This is a genomic window from Modicisalibacter sp. (assembly GCF_055145905.1).
The window spans coordinates 1-14,898 of the sequence record NZ_JBSREH010000048.1 but is presented as its reverse complement, the minus strand read 5'-3'; the positions used below and the strand labels follow the sequence as shown (position 1 = coordinate 14,898).

The window sequence follows — 14,898 nt, the reverse complement described above, 5'->3', positions numbered from 1 at the left end:
CAAAGAGGCTTGAATCTCGCGTTGCCGAAAACTGTGTGCAATCAACGTTCAACGACTAACGCAAGATCAACCCCTGCGATCAGCGCTGATCACTCGGGAAGCCTGTTGCCGCCATCACACGAAGGCTGACGACCATGGGCCTGTTCCCTGCAGGTGAGACAACCGTTGGAATACCGTCGCCTGAGGTTGAGTCAGTCATACTTTGAGTACTGGCTCCACCACACCTTGGAGGGATGCTAGAGAGTTGATATGGGCTTTGCAAGCGGTAGAAAAGCCATCCTGAAAGGGCTTATTCAAGGCATTGAAAATGGCTTCAGCTCATCCTTAAAAAACAAGGGATTTAGGCGAAGTGATTACTAACAACAATATTTTTGCCTCTAGGCTCTTTCGACATTGGTCGCATATATCGGCAGCAAAATGATTGAGTGCTCACTTACCCGGAAAGACAAAAACCATGCCTTTCGTCCGCTTTAAAGTGGAGAAAAGGCCCTGTTTGTGAATGCTATTTGAAGCTTTTCGGATCGCCTCCCTAGCCTTCGACCAAAAATGAAAATATGATTATAAAAATCACAAATACATCTCTTTCTTGCCGTTGAGCGTGCGTGGATTCGCTGGCTACCGGGTTAGCAGAGGCAATGAAAACGCAACGGGCCGGCATGAGCCGGCCCGTTGCACACCTTGCGCTCACTCAGCCGAGCCGGCGCCTGGCGGATCGCCAGGCCCGCTGCGCGACCTGCCGAGCACGGCGCTTGAGCGGCGGCATGGCGGGAGCGGGCTCGGGGGCATGGCCCTGCGCCAGGGGCGGGCTGGGCAAGGCAAACGGGTAGTTCTCGGCAGGAGCCGGCGCATGTGTGGCCTCCGGGGCATCGGTATCAGTGACGCGCAACCCGGCTGCCTGGCAGGCGGCGGCAAAGAGCCGCTCCAGGGCGTGGGCCAGCGTGCCATCGGTCTGCCCCAGTTCGATCTCGAAGTCATCGAGTCCAATGTGATCGAGCAGCCGATCCATGGCTTCCGGGCGACACCAGAACATCGAGCCGGCGAAGAAGTGCAGCTCGTCGAGCGTCATGCTGATACCGAGGTGATCGAGCAGGCCGCGGGTGCGCGCCGGGCTCTCGGGATGCCCCCAGTAGCGCCCGTAGGCGAGCCAGTGGCCGGCAGGCCCGACCAGGCCGATCTCGGGGTGCTGGCGAAAGGCCTCGATGATCCGTGTCACCCGTTGCCGCGAACCGAGCAGCTGGCCGAGAAATTCGCGGCGCCAGACATCGCCGTCGCCCCGGTGCAGCGAACGCTTGGCGTGTATCTTGCAAACCTGGCCGTAACCCAGCCCACGAATGGCACGCAACACGGTCAGGAACGGGGCGATGTCGCGGCCGCGATTGGCCAGCGGCACCACGACGGCACCGGGCACACGCCGGCGAATGGTCCGTTCGACCTCGGCATCGGCCTGTTCGGGCACCGAGACGTAGAGGTCGTACTGCCCCTCGAGGCTGTCCAGGTAGTCGGCAATCTCGTCCCACAGTTCGGTGTGATAGAGATGCAGAATCACGGCCGTGTCGTGATGGGCGGTCAGACTGCGCAGCGCCTCGGGGGTCTCGCGCGCCGCGGTGTGTTGCGCGGCGGGGTACTGGGCCATGACCTGCTTGGTCGCCTCGAGATAGGCATAGCCATAGCGGCGGTCCGGCTCGAGGTAGGCACCTTCGGCCCATTCGTTCCAGGCGTTGACGAAGACCAGCTTGTCGTCACCGGGCAGGCGGTCGGCCTCGCGGCAGGCACCGGCCAGCCATTGCTGGTAGCGGGCGGGACTGGAACCGGCAAATATATGGCCACGCCCCGGCTTGCGGGCTTCGTTGTCCCAGGCGGGAAAGACCGTGCGGTAACGCACATAGTCGGGGGTGGGCTTGGCCAGCTGGCTGGCGACCAGGTCAGCGTAATCGTAGACGTGGCCGGTGAAGCCGGGGTTGAGGAAGCGGACTTCGTCGTCCATCCGCCGGGCGTAGGTGTCGTGCGGCGGAAACTCCACCGCGGCATCGAAGCCGTAAGGGCGCGGATCGCCGATACCGAAACTCTGCGCCACGACCAGGTGAAGTTCGCCGATACCGCGCTCGCGGCAGTAGTCGCGCCAGGTCTCGGCGGTCTTGCGTGCGTCGGGGAGAATATCGACGCGGTAGACGATCAGCAGCGGCTTGCCGTCGACACGCAGGTAGCGGGGGTCTTCGAGCAGTGGTGCGACATCCTCGATGAACTCGCGATCATCCTGCGGCTCGTGACGCTGTTCCATGAGGATATCGCTTTCCTTGCCGTCCCAGCGCCGGGTCCAGTTTTCATTGGCCCAGCAGATGCAGAAGGGAAAATCGATATTGGGGTTGGCGACGTACTGGTCGATGGGTGTGTCGAGCAACCGGCGCCGGCCGCTGAACCAGTAATAGTGAAAGCAGAAACCGCTCACCCCATGCTGACGGGCGAGTTCGACCTGACGTTCCTGAACCGCAGGCAGGCGCAGGTCATAGAAGCCGAGCTCGCCGGGCTGGCGTGGCTGATAGTGGCCGGCGAACTGGGGCACCGCCTTGGCGACGTTGGTCCACTCGGTGAACCCCTTGCCCCACCAGCGATCATTCTCGGGGATGGGGTGAAACTGCGGCAGGTAGAAGGCGATGGTGCGAATGCGTGTCGCCTCGTCGAGCGGCCGTTCGGAAAGCGCGACGTACTCCTCGCCATGCCCCTTGGCATCACTGAATAGCTGGTCGAACAATTCCCCGCTTTCGGCCTGCGCGCGCCCCTGCCCCTGGCCGTCACCTTGGCGCAGATGAAGATGATGCAACAGGGGGTGGACATGGCGTTGCAGCAGCTCGGGATGCTGACGCAAATGCTCCAGGCTGTCGAAATGCGGCGAGGCGGCACGCCCCTCGAAGCCCCCGTAGCGGTGGTAGTGCTTGAGTGGATCGAGCCCCAGTACCTGGACGTCGGAATTGTGTGCCAGGTACCAAGCTGGGTCGAAAAGTCCGGAGTTGGCAATTTGATAGCGTTCGTGGCGGCTGCGCCGCTGTTCGCTGGGCCACTGCAAAAGGCGCTTGACCAGCCGCTTGGCGAGCCAGGTCGGGTTATGAACCCGCGACTGTAGCGTTGCCTGCTCGTGGAGCCAGCGCCGAGCTTCCTCTCGCTCGGCGCTCAGTGCTTCACACTCGGCCTGCAGGGTATCTCGCTCTGACGTCACCGCGGCGAGGCGCGCGTCGCGCTCGGCGACGGCAACACCGCGCTCGTCGAGTTCGAGCTCTCTGGCCTGAATGATGATCTCACGCTCGCGTACCACATCGCTGTGAGCGATATCGTGACGGAAGAAACTGCTGCCGGTTTCGGGCAGCTCGGCATCGCTGGCGAGCGCGATGAGGTAGACGGGATCTTCCAGGCCGGGCCGGCCTTCGGGCTCGTGGGCCGTATAGGTGGTCAGCGGCGCGTCATCGGCATCGAGAATGGCCGAGCCATAGATGACACGCTGGCCGAGCAGCCGGCGATGCCGAAAGGCGCCGTCGAGCAGTGCTTCGAATTCGTCGCGGTAGAGCTCCTTGACGTGATAGGGGTTGGCATAGCCCGGGACGTCACTGTATTCGCGCTTGTCGGGACTGGAGATGATCAGCAGACCATCCGGGCGCAGCACGCGCTTGATCTCGGCGATCATTTCCGCGTGCTTGTCGTGATGCTCGATGGTCTCGAAGCTGACCACCACGTCGACACTGGCATCGGGGAGCGGGATGGCCGTGCAGTCACCCTGGCGGAACTCCAGGTTATCGGCGACATAGCGCTCCCGGGCATGCGCAACGGCCTCGTGAGCGATGTCCACTCCCGTCACCCGCGCGGCGGCCTCGGCCAGTAGCCGGCTGCCGTACCCTTCGCCACTGGCAATATCGAGGACGTTCTTGCCGGCGACGTAACGGCGCGCAACGAGGTACCGATGAAGGTGCTCGGCAACGATGTCGCCGTCGAGTTCGGGCAAGAAGCGCTCGCCCGTCGGGGGCAGTTGTGATGCGGTGGTGTTATCGCTCATGAGTGGCTGTCGACCTTTAGGCGGATGTCGTGGATCGGGAGCCCGACGAGACCGTGGCTGACGCTGCTCGAATGGGACTTGAAGAACAGCGCATCGTGAATCCAGTGGTGGTGAACGTGCTCGTTCTGGGTGCCGTCCGCGATGGCAGTACTGATGCTGTAGTCGCCTTGCGGCAATATCGGCATGCGGAAGGTGAAACGGGCTTCGAGGACTTCGCCGGGCATGGCTTCGCAGGCCTGACCGCGATGCGTGAGGTAGGTATTGTCACCGAACAGGGTCTGCCCCAGCCGATCCTTGACATAAAACCCCATGATCGGACGCAGTAACGGGCCTTCGTCAGTTACCCGGGCGCGAATCACCAGGGTGACCTCCTCGCCGCCAACCACCCAGGTCAGCAGACGCTCCTGATCGTCGACCAGTCGCGTGGTCTCGATGACCGCCCCGCCCTTGCCGAAATCGGCAGCATCGGGGTTGAAGGCAAACAGCTCGATGTCGTTGCGGTACGGCGTGGCGTTGATGATGTCCTGGCGCATGTCCCGGGGAACCGGGTCCTTGTAGCGTGCTTCGTCTCGCTCGGTGCCAGCGGTGCTGGCACTGGCCCCCTGGCTGGACTCGAAGTAGTCCTTCAGGTAGGCGTCGGCGACGTCCTTGGGGGCCCCTTCGGCGGCAATCCGTCCTTGATCGAGCCAGATGGCACGCTCGCAGAGGTTGAGCACCGCCGCGGTATCATGGCTGACGAAGAGTACGGTCCCGGTTTCCATGAATCGACGCAGAAAGCGCATGCACTTCTGGACAAAGAAGGCATCACCCACGGCGAGCGCCTCATCGATGACCAGGACATCGGCATCGACGTGCGCAATGACGGCAAATGCCAGGCGCACGTACATGCCGCTGGAGTAGGTCTTGACAGGCTGATCGATGAAATCGCCGATCTCGGAGAAGGCGACGATATCGTCAAACCGGGCGTCGATCTCCGCCTTGCTGAGCCCGAGCACCGAGGCATTGAGATAGACATTTTCCCGGCCCGTGAATTCGGGATCGAAGCCAGCCCCGAGTTCCAGTAGCGCAGCAATCCGCCCTTCCGTCCGCACATCGCCATGGGACGGGGAAAGCGTGCCGCAGATGATCTGCAGCAGGGTCGACTTGCCCGAGCCGTTGCGCCCGATGATGCCTACCGTCTCGCCCCTGGAGATGGTGAAGGAGACATCTTCAAGGGCATGGAACTCGCGTCCATAGTGACGGGGCTCGCGCCCAAGGAAACGCGCCACACGCGGCACGATGAACTGTTTCAGGCGATCACGTGGCGCATCGTAGATCTGATAGAACTTGGCGATGCCACTCAGGCTGATGACCGGCTCCGAGGTGGTTTCGCCGCTCACCGCCTGAGGCTGTGCCTCTGCCTCGTTCAAGACGTCACAGGACATCGGCAAATCCTTTGCGGGTTTTCTGGAACCAGGCGAAACCGATCCAGGCAACGGCCGAAGACAGCACCAAGTACTGCAGCAGCCCTGCCCAGTCGGGCATGTGACCGAGTATCAAAACGCCGCGCACCTGCTCGATGATGAAGGTCAGTGGGTTGGCCATGATGAAGGGCCGGAAGGATTCGGGCAGCGCGGACAACGGATAGAAGATCGGGGAGAGAAACAGCAGCATGGTCGTGACCAGGGTGATCGTCTGGCCAATATCGCGCAGGAAGACCCCCAGCGAAGAGAGCAGCCAGCCAAGTCCCAGGGTCAGGACGATCAGCGGCAGCAGCACCAGCGGCAGCAACAAGGCTGTGGCGGGAATTCCGCCCAGGATGACCAGTTCGGCGCCGAGCAGCACCATCAGGCTCACCAACGCATGGAACAGCGACGAACCAAGCGGCACCAGAGGGAGCACCTCCAGCGGGAAGACGACCTTCTTGACGTAATTGTTGTTGCTGATGATCAGTGACGGGGCCCGGTTTAGAACCTCGGCGAAAAGGCCGTGGACGATCAGCCCGGCGAACAGGTGGATCGCGAAACTGGCCTGTCCTCTGTTCGAGCCGACCCCCCAACGCGCCTCGAAGACCACCGTAAACACGAAAGTGTAAACGCACAGCATGATGATCGGGTTGAACAGGGACCAGGCCAGCCCCAGGACAGACCCCTTGTAACGGCCGACCACGTCGCGACGAACCATGCGCGCGACCAGGTCGCGATAGTGCCATAGCTGCATCACCATGGCGGTCGGCGATATCGGTTGAAAGGCGTGTGGGTTCATCGGTCCTCATTCTCAACGCATCGAGTGGCGCGCCATCCTGGTCGACAGCCGCCAGACAGGGGTTCCAGGGTCAGCGAGCGCATATTACAGGAGTCAGGTTTTATTGAGAATTGTCGCCAACAGCATACCCAGGCTCCCCAGCCGGGACTGTCGATAGACCCCTGAGCGGCGCAGGCCGTGAAGCCTTTTGCGAAGTGACGGGTCCTTGCTGGCCCGATAGTAGTCGAAGGCCCGGCGATTAGCGGCAGACAGGCAATCCGTGAGGGGGGCCAGCGCGTCGAGATTGCGCTGAACCTGGTCCCGGTGGCTGCCTCGCCAGAGCCGCAGGCCTCGATGCCATACGCTCCCCCAGCCAGTCTGCTGGCCGATAAGGTTGGCGGCATGTTGCCGATAACGGACACTCGGTCGCGAATCGAACTCCACTCTTCCCCCGCACCCGCTGACCAGGAGGTAGGTCCACCAGTCGTGCAGAGGGATATCGACATTCTCGCCCGCCGCAACCAGCAAGGACCTGGCCACCTTATCGAAGACCATGCTGTTGCCACTGGCGATGTTCTGCGTCAGCGCGTTGGCGAAGGAGGCTGGCCGCTTGAGAGCCGGCGAGAGGCCGATGACCTGACCATCGGCATCGACCAGCAAGGTACGCGAGCAGTATAGTGCCGGTGCCGTGCCCGCCATGGCCGCAACGGCGCGGGCAAGCTTGTCGGAGAACCAGATGTCGTCCTGATCGGCATAGGCGAAGTAATCGGCACGAATCGATGTGTCGCAAGCCAGCGACATGAAGTTGGCAGCAAAACCCCGCCGAGGCCCGTCTCGCCATTGCAGGCGATGGTCGCCCCAGGCTCGACGATAGCGGTCGAGAATCGCACGGGTGGCATCCGTGGAACCATCATCCGATACCCACAGCGTCCAGTTGTCGTGCGTCTGTGCCGCCAGCGATTCGAGCTGTTCGGCCAGATACTGCTCGCCCTGATATGTCGCCATGAGAATCGCGACGTGGTCATTGCAGCTGGAGGGCAAGTGCGTGGCGGAGTTAGAAACGGCGTCCATGGTTTCTCACGAGAGTATCGGTATCATAGGGGGCCTTTCAGCAAGGCCGACAAGAGTATGCAGGACCAATGACAGCATTCAAGACAGTCGGAAGCGCGCCATCGTGATTGAGCCAACGACGGACGCGGCCATCTGCGTACCTACCCTCAATGCTGGCGACTCATGGAACCAGTGGTTGTCGCAGGCCAAGGGCACCATCGAAAGACTGCCAACGCTGGTCATCGATTCTTCTTCCGATGACGATACAGCAAGACTGGCTGAGCAGGCCGGCTGCCAGGTCCGAGTCATCGAGCGCCGGCACTTCGATCACGGCGCGACCCGGGACTGGGCCCTGCGAACGCTTCACGACTGCGAGATCGTGGTCTTCCTGACCCAGGATGCTCTGCCCGCCACGCCGGACGCCATCGACCGGCTGGTCGAGGTCTTCCGCGACCCGGCGGTGGGCGCCGCCTACGGCCGCCAGCTGCCCCACGTCGACGCCACGCCGCTCGCCGCCCATGCCCGGCTGTTCAACTACCCGCCGCGCTCGCACCGCGTCACCCCGGCGGACATGAAACAACGCGGCATCAAGGCGGCGTTTCTGTCCAACTCCTTCGCCGCCTACCGGCGCCGCGCCCTGCTCGAGGCCGGCGGCTTTCCCCACGACACGATTCTCGGCGAGGACATGGTCGCCGGTGCACGGCTGCTCAAGGCCGGCTGGCAGCTGGCCTACTGCGCCGAGGCCTGCGTGCACCATTCGCACAACTATTCCTGGGGGCAGGAATTCCGCCGCTACTTCGACATCGGCGTGATGCATTCGCGGGAAGCCTGGATTCTCGTCATGACCGGCCGCGCGGAAGGCGAGGGGCGGCGCTTCGTGGTCTCGGAGCTGCGCTATCTGGCACGCCGGACGCCGTGGGCGATTCCCGGTGCGCTGGTCCGCAATGCGCTCAAGTATCTGGGCTACCGGCTGGGACGCGGCGAACGCCGCCTGCCCCTGCCGCTGAAACGCCGGCTGTCGATGCACCGGGGCTACTGGCGGCCGCGCCGGGCGACTAGGGGTGGCGGTTGAGAAAACCGCGTGTCAGGGTCAGCAGCAGAATCTTGAAATCCAGCCCCAGCGACCAGTGGTTGATGTAGTAGAGGTCGTAGTCGACGCGCTTTTCCATGGCCTCGATGTCCCGCGTCTCGCCCCGATAGCCGTTGACCTGCGCCCAGCCGGTAATCCCCGGCTTGACACGGTGGCGCTGCATGTACTCGCCGATCAGGTCCTTGTAGAGCACGTTGTGGTCCATGGCATGCGGGCGCGGGCCGACCAGCGACATGCGCCCCTGCAGCACGTTGTACAGCTGCGGCAGCTCGTCGAGGCTGGTGCGGCGCAGCCAGTGCCCGAGGGGGGTGATGCGCGCGTCGCCGGCGCACGCCTGGGCGGTGTGTCCGCCGGTGTCGTGCAGGCGCATGGTACGGAACTTGTAGATCTTGAAGCGCTTGCCGTCCAGCCCGTGGCGGTACTGCTTGAACAGCACCGGGCGGCCCATGGTCAGCCACACCGCCAGCCCCACGCCGAGCATCACCGGCAGGAAGCCGAGGAACAGCAGACCGCCCAGCACCCGGTCCTCCAGCGACTTGAGCACACGCGCGGGGCCGTTGAGCGGGCTGTAGTTGAGGTCGATGGAGAACATGTCGGCGACCTGCGCCATGCGGTGGTTGAGCAGGCGCACGTCGGAGAGGTCGGGAAAGTAGCGCACGTCGACCGGCACGGCGATCAGGCGGTCCGCCAGGGTCTTGACGGTGTTGCCGTGACTCAGCGGGTAGCTGAGCCAGATTTCGTCGAAGTTGCGCTGGAAGGCGGCCTCGCCGGTCATGCGACAGACCTCGGCGAGCACCCGGTCTTCATCGTCGTCGGCGATGACCCGTTCGATGCGATACCCGGCGTAGGGCATGCCGGCGAGCCGGCTGCGCACCTGCTCGACGTTCTCGGGCCGGCCGATGAACAGCACCGCCTTGAGGTTGCGCCCGGCGGCGCGCAGCCGCCGCAGGTAGCCGTAGAGCACACCCCGGGCCAGCAGGCCGATGGCCAGCACGCTCAGTGCGGAAGCACCCATCCACAACCGCGAGTAGATGTAGCCGCTCTGGGTGACCACCAGGAAGGCACTGATCAGCAGCACCGTGACGGCCCAGCTGGCCACGTAGGCGCCGAACATGCTGAACACGCTGCGCCCGCGCCAGGGCTCGTAGAGGCCGAACATTTCCCCCACCGCGGGCAGCAGCAGGCCGCCCGCCACGATCAGCAGCGGGTATTCGATGCCATAGGCAAAGGCCAGGTTCGGCAGGCACCAGAAATAGAAGGAGCCGGCGGCCATGGCGACGGCGGCGTCGAAGCCGCACATCGCCATGCGAAGAAAGTCGCTACCATTCCTTGGCGCCATTCAAGAGTCATCCGCTCACTCGTTGCAATAGCGTCATGGTATCGACCAGATCGCGCGTGTCCAGCGCCCCGACCGCCGCCTGCAGGTTGAGCTGGTCGAGCAGGTACTGGCGAATGGTCTCGACGAGCTGGATGCGCTGGTCGTAGAGCTTGGCGCGGGCGTCGAGCACGTCGACCAGATCGCGCAGGCCGAGCTGCTGGCCCTTCTCGGCCGCCTGCAGGAACAGCCGGCTGGACTCGATGGAGCGCTGCAGCGCCTTGACCTGACGCACGTCGCCGTCGAGGCTGCGCAGCCGGGTGCGAACCTCCTGGCGCGCCAGCTTCAGGGCGTTGGTGTAGGAGGCGTGGCTGGCCCGGGCGGACAGCTCGCCCTGGCGCACGCTGGCGGAGGTGTAGCCGCCCTGGTAGATCGGCACGTCGAGCTGCACGCTGGCCGAGGCGTCGCGGCTCTCGCGGAAGGGGTCGTTGGAGGAACGGTCCGAGTAGGAGAGGTTGAGGTTGAGCTCGGGGTAGTGCCCGGCGGCGCGCACGCCGGTCTCGGCCTCGGCGACCTTCTGCTGCTGCTTGCCCAGCTTGACCTCGACGTTGTCCGCGGTGCGCGAAAGCCAGTCGTCCGCCGTTCCCCAGTCGCTGGGCAGGTCGACCGTGGCGAGATCGCCCAGGGCCGAGCCGTCGAAGCGCGGCAGCCGGCCGGTCAGGCGCTCCAGGGCGCTCAGGGCGTTGTCGAGCTCGTTTTCGGCCTGCAGCGTGTCGGACACCGCCTGGTCGAGCCGCGAGCGGGCCTCGAGCAGGTTGATGCGGTCCCCCACCCCCAGGTCGTAGGCGCGCTGGGCCTGCTTGACCTGCAGCTCGAGCGACTTCCGCTTGGCGTCCAGCAGCCCCAGCTTGCGCGAGGCGAGGAAGGCATCCAGATACGACTTGGCGACGTTCAGCGCCAGGTCGCGCTCGCCCACGGCGACCTTGAGCTCGGCGGCGGCGCTCTGCGCCTCGGCCTTGCCGACCTTGCGCCAGCGCTCGAGACTGAACAGTGGCTGGGAAAGCTGCAGCCGCCAGGTCTTGTCGCGGGTGGTGCCCTGGTAGCGGGCCTCGTAGTCGCTGCCGACGCGGCTACGCTCGTTGTCGGGGTTGTAGGCCGGGTTGTTGGTGTAGTAGTTGTCCGACTGCTGGTAGATGTAACCGGCGCTGGCCTTGACCTGCGGCTTGAGCCCGGCCTCGGCCATCGGCACGTTCTGCTGGCTGGCCTCGGCCTCGTAGCGCTGGCTGGCGAGCTTGGCGTCGTTGTCCAGCGCGGCCTTGAACAGCGCCGGCAGCGACGGCAGGGGCTCGGCTGCAGAAGTGGCTGTGCCGGGTGCCGCGACACCGGAAGCCGCGGCCGGCGAAGCGGGATTATCCAGCATCGAGTCGGCGGGGACGGCGTCCGCACCGCTTGCGGCCGGCGTGGCGTTCGCGGCGCCGTCCAGCGCCGGCAGCCGGTCGGTCCAGTCGGCGCTCGCCGCCTGGACCCAGGCCAGCTGTCCGCACAGCGGCAGGGCCAGCAGCAGCGTGCCTGTCGTCTTGCGCGTGGCCATCGTCACTCCTCCTGCATGGCGCGGGCCAGCATGTCGGTGATCGGCTTGACCACGTAGCTGGCGAAGGTGCGTTCGCCGGTGCGAATCATGACCTCGGCGGGCATGCCGGCGAGCAGCTGCATGTTCTCGGTCATCTCGCGCTTGCCCTCGGGGGTGACCTTGACCCGCGCCTTGTAGTAGCTGGCGCCGGTGGCCTCGTCCTGGAAGGTGTCGGCGCTGACGTTGACGACCTCTCCCTTGATGACGTTGGTCAGGCGCTGGTTGAAGGCGCTGAAGCGGATCTCGGCGTACTGCCCGGGGTAGATGTTGTCGATGTCCTTGCTGGGAATGCGCGCCTCGACGACGAAGTCGTCACCGGCGGGCACGATGTTCATGATCGGCTCGCCCGGCTTGATGACCGCGCCCACGGTGTGCACCTTCATGCCCACCACGGTGCCGGTGACCGGCGCGGTGACGGTGGTGCGCTTGACCTGGTCGGCGAGCGCGGTGATGCGTTCCTCGGCATCGGCGATGTTGGCCTGGGCCTGACGCAGCTGCTCGCCGACCTCCTTCTGGAACTCCTGCTGCTTGACCTGCTTCTGCACCTTGTTCTCGCTGATCTGCGACTTGAGCTTGGCGATCTGCGCATGATGCTGGGCGTTCTCGCCCTGGAACTGCAGCACCTGGCGCTCCAGCTCGCGCAGGCGCTGGTTGTCGCCCAGCCCTTCCTTGAACAGCGAGCGGTAGTCGTCGGCCTCGCCCTTCAGCGACGTGATGCGCGAGCGGTTGACGCCGATCAGGTTCTGCAGGCCGTCGATCTGCTCGCGCATCTGCTGGCTCTGTTCGTCGAGCGCGGCGAGGGTGCCGTCGAGCGACTCGCGGCGCGCCTGGAACAGCGCCCGCTGCACGGCGAGCACTTCCTTGACCCTTGGGGCGTCGCTGGCGAGCAGCTCGTCGGGGAAGCTCAGGCTGTCGGCGCCCTTCTGCTCGGCCAGCAGCCGCACCTCGGCGGCGCGGTTGATCAGGTACTGCGAGCGGGCGATCTCGAGCTGCGAGCGCGCCTGGGTCTTGTCGAGCACCAGCAGGGTATCGCCGGCCTCGACGTGATCGCCGTCCTGCACCGGGATCTGCTGGACGATGCCGCCCTCCAGGTGCTGGACAGTCTTCTTGAAGGACTCGACCGACACCGAGCCGGGCGCCACCACGGAGACGGCCAGGTCGGCGGTGGCCGCCCAGCCGCCGAAGCCGCCGAAGGCGACCAGCAGGATGATCAGCCCCAGCCGCTTGTAGAAACGGTCGCTGGTGGGCAGCCTGGCGGCCGGGGCGGCGGTGCCGCCCGGGTAGGTCTGCGACTGCCGGGACGGCGTGATGTCGATGCTGCGTGAAATGTCGCCTGCCATGATCAGTCCTGCTCCCGGGATTGCGCGTCGTTGCCCTGCCCCTGTCCGCCCTGCACGGCGGACAGCCGGCTGTTGCTTCTGGTGTTGGCGACCCGGGCCTTGCCGGGCTTGGCGAACTGCGCCAGCACTTGGTCGCGGGGGCCGAACATGCTGACCTGGCCCTCCTTGAGCACCAGCAGCTTGTCGACGTGCTTGAGTACGCTCTGGCGGTGGCTGATCACGAACAGGGTGACGCCCTCGGCCTTGAGCTGGGCGATGGCATCGCCCAGCGCGCGCTCGCCGCTGTCGTCGAGGTTGGAGTTGGGCTCGTCGAGCACCACCAGCACCGGGTCGCCGTAGAGGGCGCGGGCCAGGCCGACGCGCTGGCGCTGGCCGCCGGAGAGCGCGCCGCTGGCGGCGCCGATGGCGGTGTCGTAGCCGTTGGGCAGCTGCAGGATCATCTCGTGGACCCCGGCCTTGCGGGCGGCGGCGACCACCTTCTCGGCGTCGACCTCGCCGAAGCGGGCGATGTTCTCGCTGATGGTGCCGTCGAACAGCTCGATGTCCTGGGGCAGATAGCCGATGTGCGGGCCGAGCTCGTCGCGGTTCCACTGGGTGATGTCGGCGCCGTCGAGGCGCACGCTGCCGACCTGCGGCGGCCAGATGCCCAGCAGCACGCGGGCCAGGGTCGACTTGCCGGCGGCGCTGGGGCCAATGATGCCGATGTGCTCGCCGCTGTCCACCGTGAAGTTGATGCCACGGATGGTCGCCATGCGCACCCCGGGCGGCGCCGCGGCGACGGTCTCGATGGCGACGTTGCCTTCAGGCGCGGGCAGCGACATGCGACGGTTCTCGTCGGGAATCTGGGTGAGCAGCTCGTTGAGCCGCTGGTAGGCGCCCCGCGAGCTGACGAAGCCCTTCCAGCTGCCGATCATCTGATCGATCGGCGCCAGCGCCCGGCCCATGAGGATCGAGCCGGCGATCATCATCCCGGGCGACATCTCGCCCTTGAGCACCAGCAGCGCGCCCAGCCCCAGGATCATCGACTGGAACAGCATGCGCAGCACCTTGGAGGCGTTGGTCAGGGCGCCGGCCCGGTCGCTGGCCCGCGACTGCTTGGCCAGGAACTCGTGGTGCTTCGCCGCCCAGCGGCCCATGATGCCGGGCAGCATGCCCATGGCGTGCAGGACTTCCGAGTTGCGCAGGTTGGAGTTGGCCAGGTTCTGGGCCTTGATGTGGTCGCTGTTGGCGTCGGCCAGAATCGACTTGGTGGCCTTCTCGTTGGCGATGGCCAGCGTCAGCAGGATGATGCCGGCCACGGTGGCGAAGGCCCCCAGCCAGGGGTGGAACAGGTAGAGCACGGCCAGGTAGATGGGCACCCAGGGGGCATCGAAGAAGGCGAACAGGCCGTTGCCGGTGAGGAACTGGCGCAGGTTGGTCAGGTCGCTGAGCGGCTGGGCGGTCTGCTGGCCCTGGGTGAGCACGCTGCGCCGGAACATGGCGCTGTAGAGGCGCTCGTTGACCAGGGTATCGAGCCGGTTGCCGACGCGGATCAGGATCCGCGAGCGAACCAGCTCCAGCAGGCCCATGACGGCGAACAGGAAGACCACCACCAGGGTCAGCATGAACAGGGTGTCCTCGCTGCGCGAGGCGATGACGCGGTCGTAGACCTGCAACATGTAGAGCGGGGGGACCAGCATCAGAAGATTGATGAACATGCTGAAGAACCCCACCGTGACAAACGAGCCCCGACAGGCCTTCAGGGCGCGCTGCAGGTCGGTGGCTTCTGGACGGCTGGCCATGCGTGCACTCACTCGATCGTTGGGTGACAGGGGTGAAGATCGCTCGGACGTCCGGTGTCGCTTGGCGAGGGCGCCAAGCATAACAGATCGTGACACGCGAGCATGAGAGGGTTCCCAAAATAGAACGAGGCGCCGCGATGCGGCGCCTCGATCAGGTACGGAAAACGGCGCTTGTTCGCCGCTTGGGGGCGACTTCAGTCGCGATGAATCGGCCACCGGGCTGCGCTGTCGGGGATGAACCCCCTCCCACAAGGGATGCTCCAGGGGCACCGCTATCGGGAATAACTCTCTCCCTCAGGATGGGGACGCCTGCAGCGGAGAACCGGGATTTGTGTGGGAGATTCTATGTTGCCCGTCAAGCCTTGATGGGGCTTGGAGGGCGATATCCCGTCTCATGCTTCATCAGTGAAAAGGCGATGCGTGCCAGCTT

The 14,898-nt window shown here is 64.9% G+C and carries 9 protein-coding genes; 1 reads left to right on the top strand and 8 read right to left on the bottom strand.

Annotation, left to right across the window (positions count from 1 at the left end; genetic code table 11):
• Nucleotides 1-688: 688 nt before the first annotated feature.
• The 4 genes from ACTCB7_RS14405 to ACTCB7_RS14390 form a co-directional block, all read right to left on the bottom strand.
• Nucleotides 689-4,039 (bottom strand): glycoside hydrolase family 99-like domain-containing protein, encoded by a 3,351-nt coding sequence (locus ACTCB7_RS14405; protein WP_463007220.1) that lies wholly within the window; start codon nt 4,037-4,039, stop codon nt 689-691.
• A complete protein-coding gene (locus ACTCB7_RS14400) occupies nt 4,036-5,448 on the bottom strand; it encodes an ABC transporter ATP-binding protein (RefSeq protein ID WP_463007219.1) in 1,413 nt (470 codons plus the stop codon). Before ACTCB7_RS14400 ends, ACTCB7_RS14405 begins: the two co-directional genes overlap by 4 nt.
• Nucleotides 5,449-5,452: 4 nt before the next feature.
• A complete protein-coding gene (locus ACTCB7_RS14395; RefSeq protein WP_463007218.1) occupies nt 5,453-6,283 on the bottom strand; it encodes an ABC transporter permease in 831 nt (276 codons plus the stop codon).
• Nucleotides 6,284-6,376: 93 nt separating this feature from the next.
• Complete coding sequence (locus ACTCB7_RS14390) at nt 6,377-7,333, bottom strand: glycosyltransferase family 2 protein (RefSeq protein WP_463007217.1); 957 nt, start codon at nt 7,331-7,333, stop codon at nt 6,377-6,379.
• Nucleotides 7,334-7,436: 103 nt separating this feature from the next.
• Here ACTCB7_RS14390 and ACTCB7_RS14385 point away from each other — a divergent pair, with 103 nt between their 5' ends.
• Nucleotides 7,437-8,384 carry a glycosyltransferase family 2 protein gene (locus tag ACTCB7_RS14385; RefSeq protein ID WP_463007216.1) on the top strand — a complete coding sequence of 316 codons (948 nt, stop codon included), beginning with the start codon at nt 7,437-7,439 and terminating at the stop codon, nt 8,382-8,384.
• Here the strand turns inward: ACTCB7_RS14385 and ACTCB7_RS14380 are convergent.
• The 4 genes from ACTCB7_RS14380 to ACTCB7_RS14365 are packed head-to-tail and all read right to left on the bottom strand — an operon-like array spanning nt 8,368 to nt 14,468.
• Nucleotides 8,368-9,741, bottom strand: a complete 1,374-nt coding sequence (locus ACTCB7_RS14380) for an undecaprenyl-phosphate glucose phosphotransferase (protein WP_463007215.1) — start codon at nt 9,739-9,741, stop codon at nt 8,368-8,370. The genes ACTCB7_RS14385 and ACTCB7_RS14380 overlap by 17 nt on opposite strands.
• A 7-nt stretch (nt 9,742-9,748) precedes the next feature.
• Entirely contained in the window at nt 9,749-11,308 is a 1,560-nt protein-coding gene (locus tag ACTCB7_RS14375) for a TolC family outer membrane protein (protein ID WP_463007214.1), read from the bottom strand.
• Nucleotides 11,309-11,310: 2 nt separating this feature from the next.
• Entirely contained in the window at nt 11,311-12,687 is a 1,377-nt protein-coding gene (locus ACTCB7_RS14370; protein ID WP_463007213.1) for an HlyD family type I secretion periplasmic adaptor subunit, read from the bottom strand.
• 2 nt (nt 12,688-12,689) lie between these two features.
• Entirely contained in the window at nt 12,690-14,468 is a 1,779-nt protein-coding gene (locus ACTCB7_RS14365) for a type I secretion system permease/ATPase (RefSeq protein WP_463007212.1), read from the bottom strand.
• Nucleotides 14,469-14,898 lie beyond the last annotated feature (430 nt).

Coding starts and splice junctions, on each gene's coding strand:
- ACTCB7_RS14405 (WP_463007220.1), bottom strand. CDS start 4,039: ATGAGCGATAACACCACCGCATCACAACTGCCCCCGACGGGCGAGCGC.
- ACTCB7_RS14395 (WP_463007218.1), bottom strand. CDS start 6,283: ATGAACCCACACGCCTTTCAACCGATATCGCCGACCGCCATGGTGATG.
- ACTCB7_RS14390 (WP_463007217.1), bottom strand. CDS start 7,333: ATGGACGCCGTTTCTAACTCCGCCACGCACTTGCCCTCCAGCTGCAAT.
- ACTCB7_RS14380 (WP_463007215.1), bottom strand. CDS start 9,741: ATGGCGCCAAGGAATGGTAGCGACTTTCTTCGCATGGCGATGTGCGGC.
- ACTCB7_RS14375 (WP_463007214.1), bottom strand. CDS start 11,308: ATGGCCACGCGCAAGACGACAGGCACGCTGCTGCTGGCCCTGCCGCTG.
- ACTCB7_RS14370 (WP_463007213.1), bottom strand. CDS start 12,687: ATGGCAGGCGACATTTCACGCAGCATCGACATCACGCCGTCCCGGCAG.
- ACTCB7_RS14365 (WP_463007212.1), bottom strand. CDS start 14,468: ATGGCCAGCCGTCCAGAAGCCACCGACCTGCAGCGCGCCCTGAAGGCC.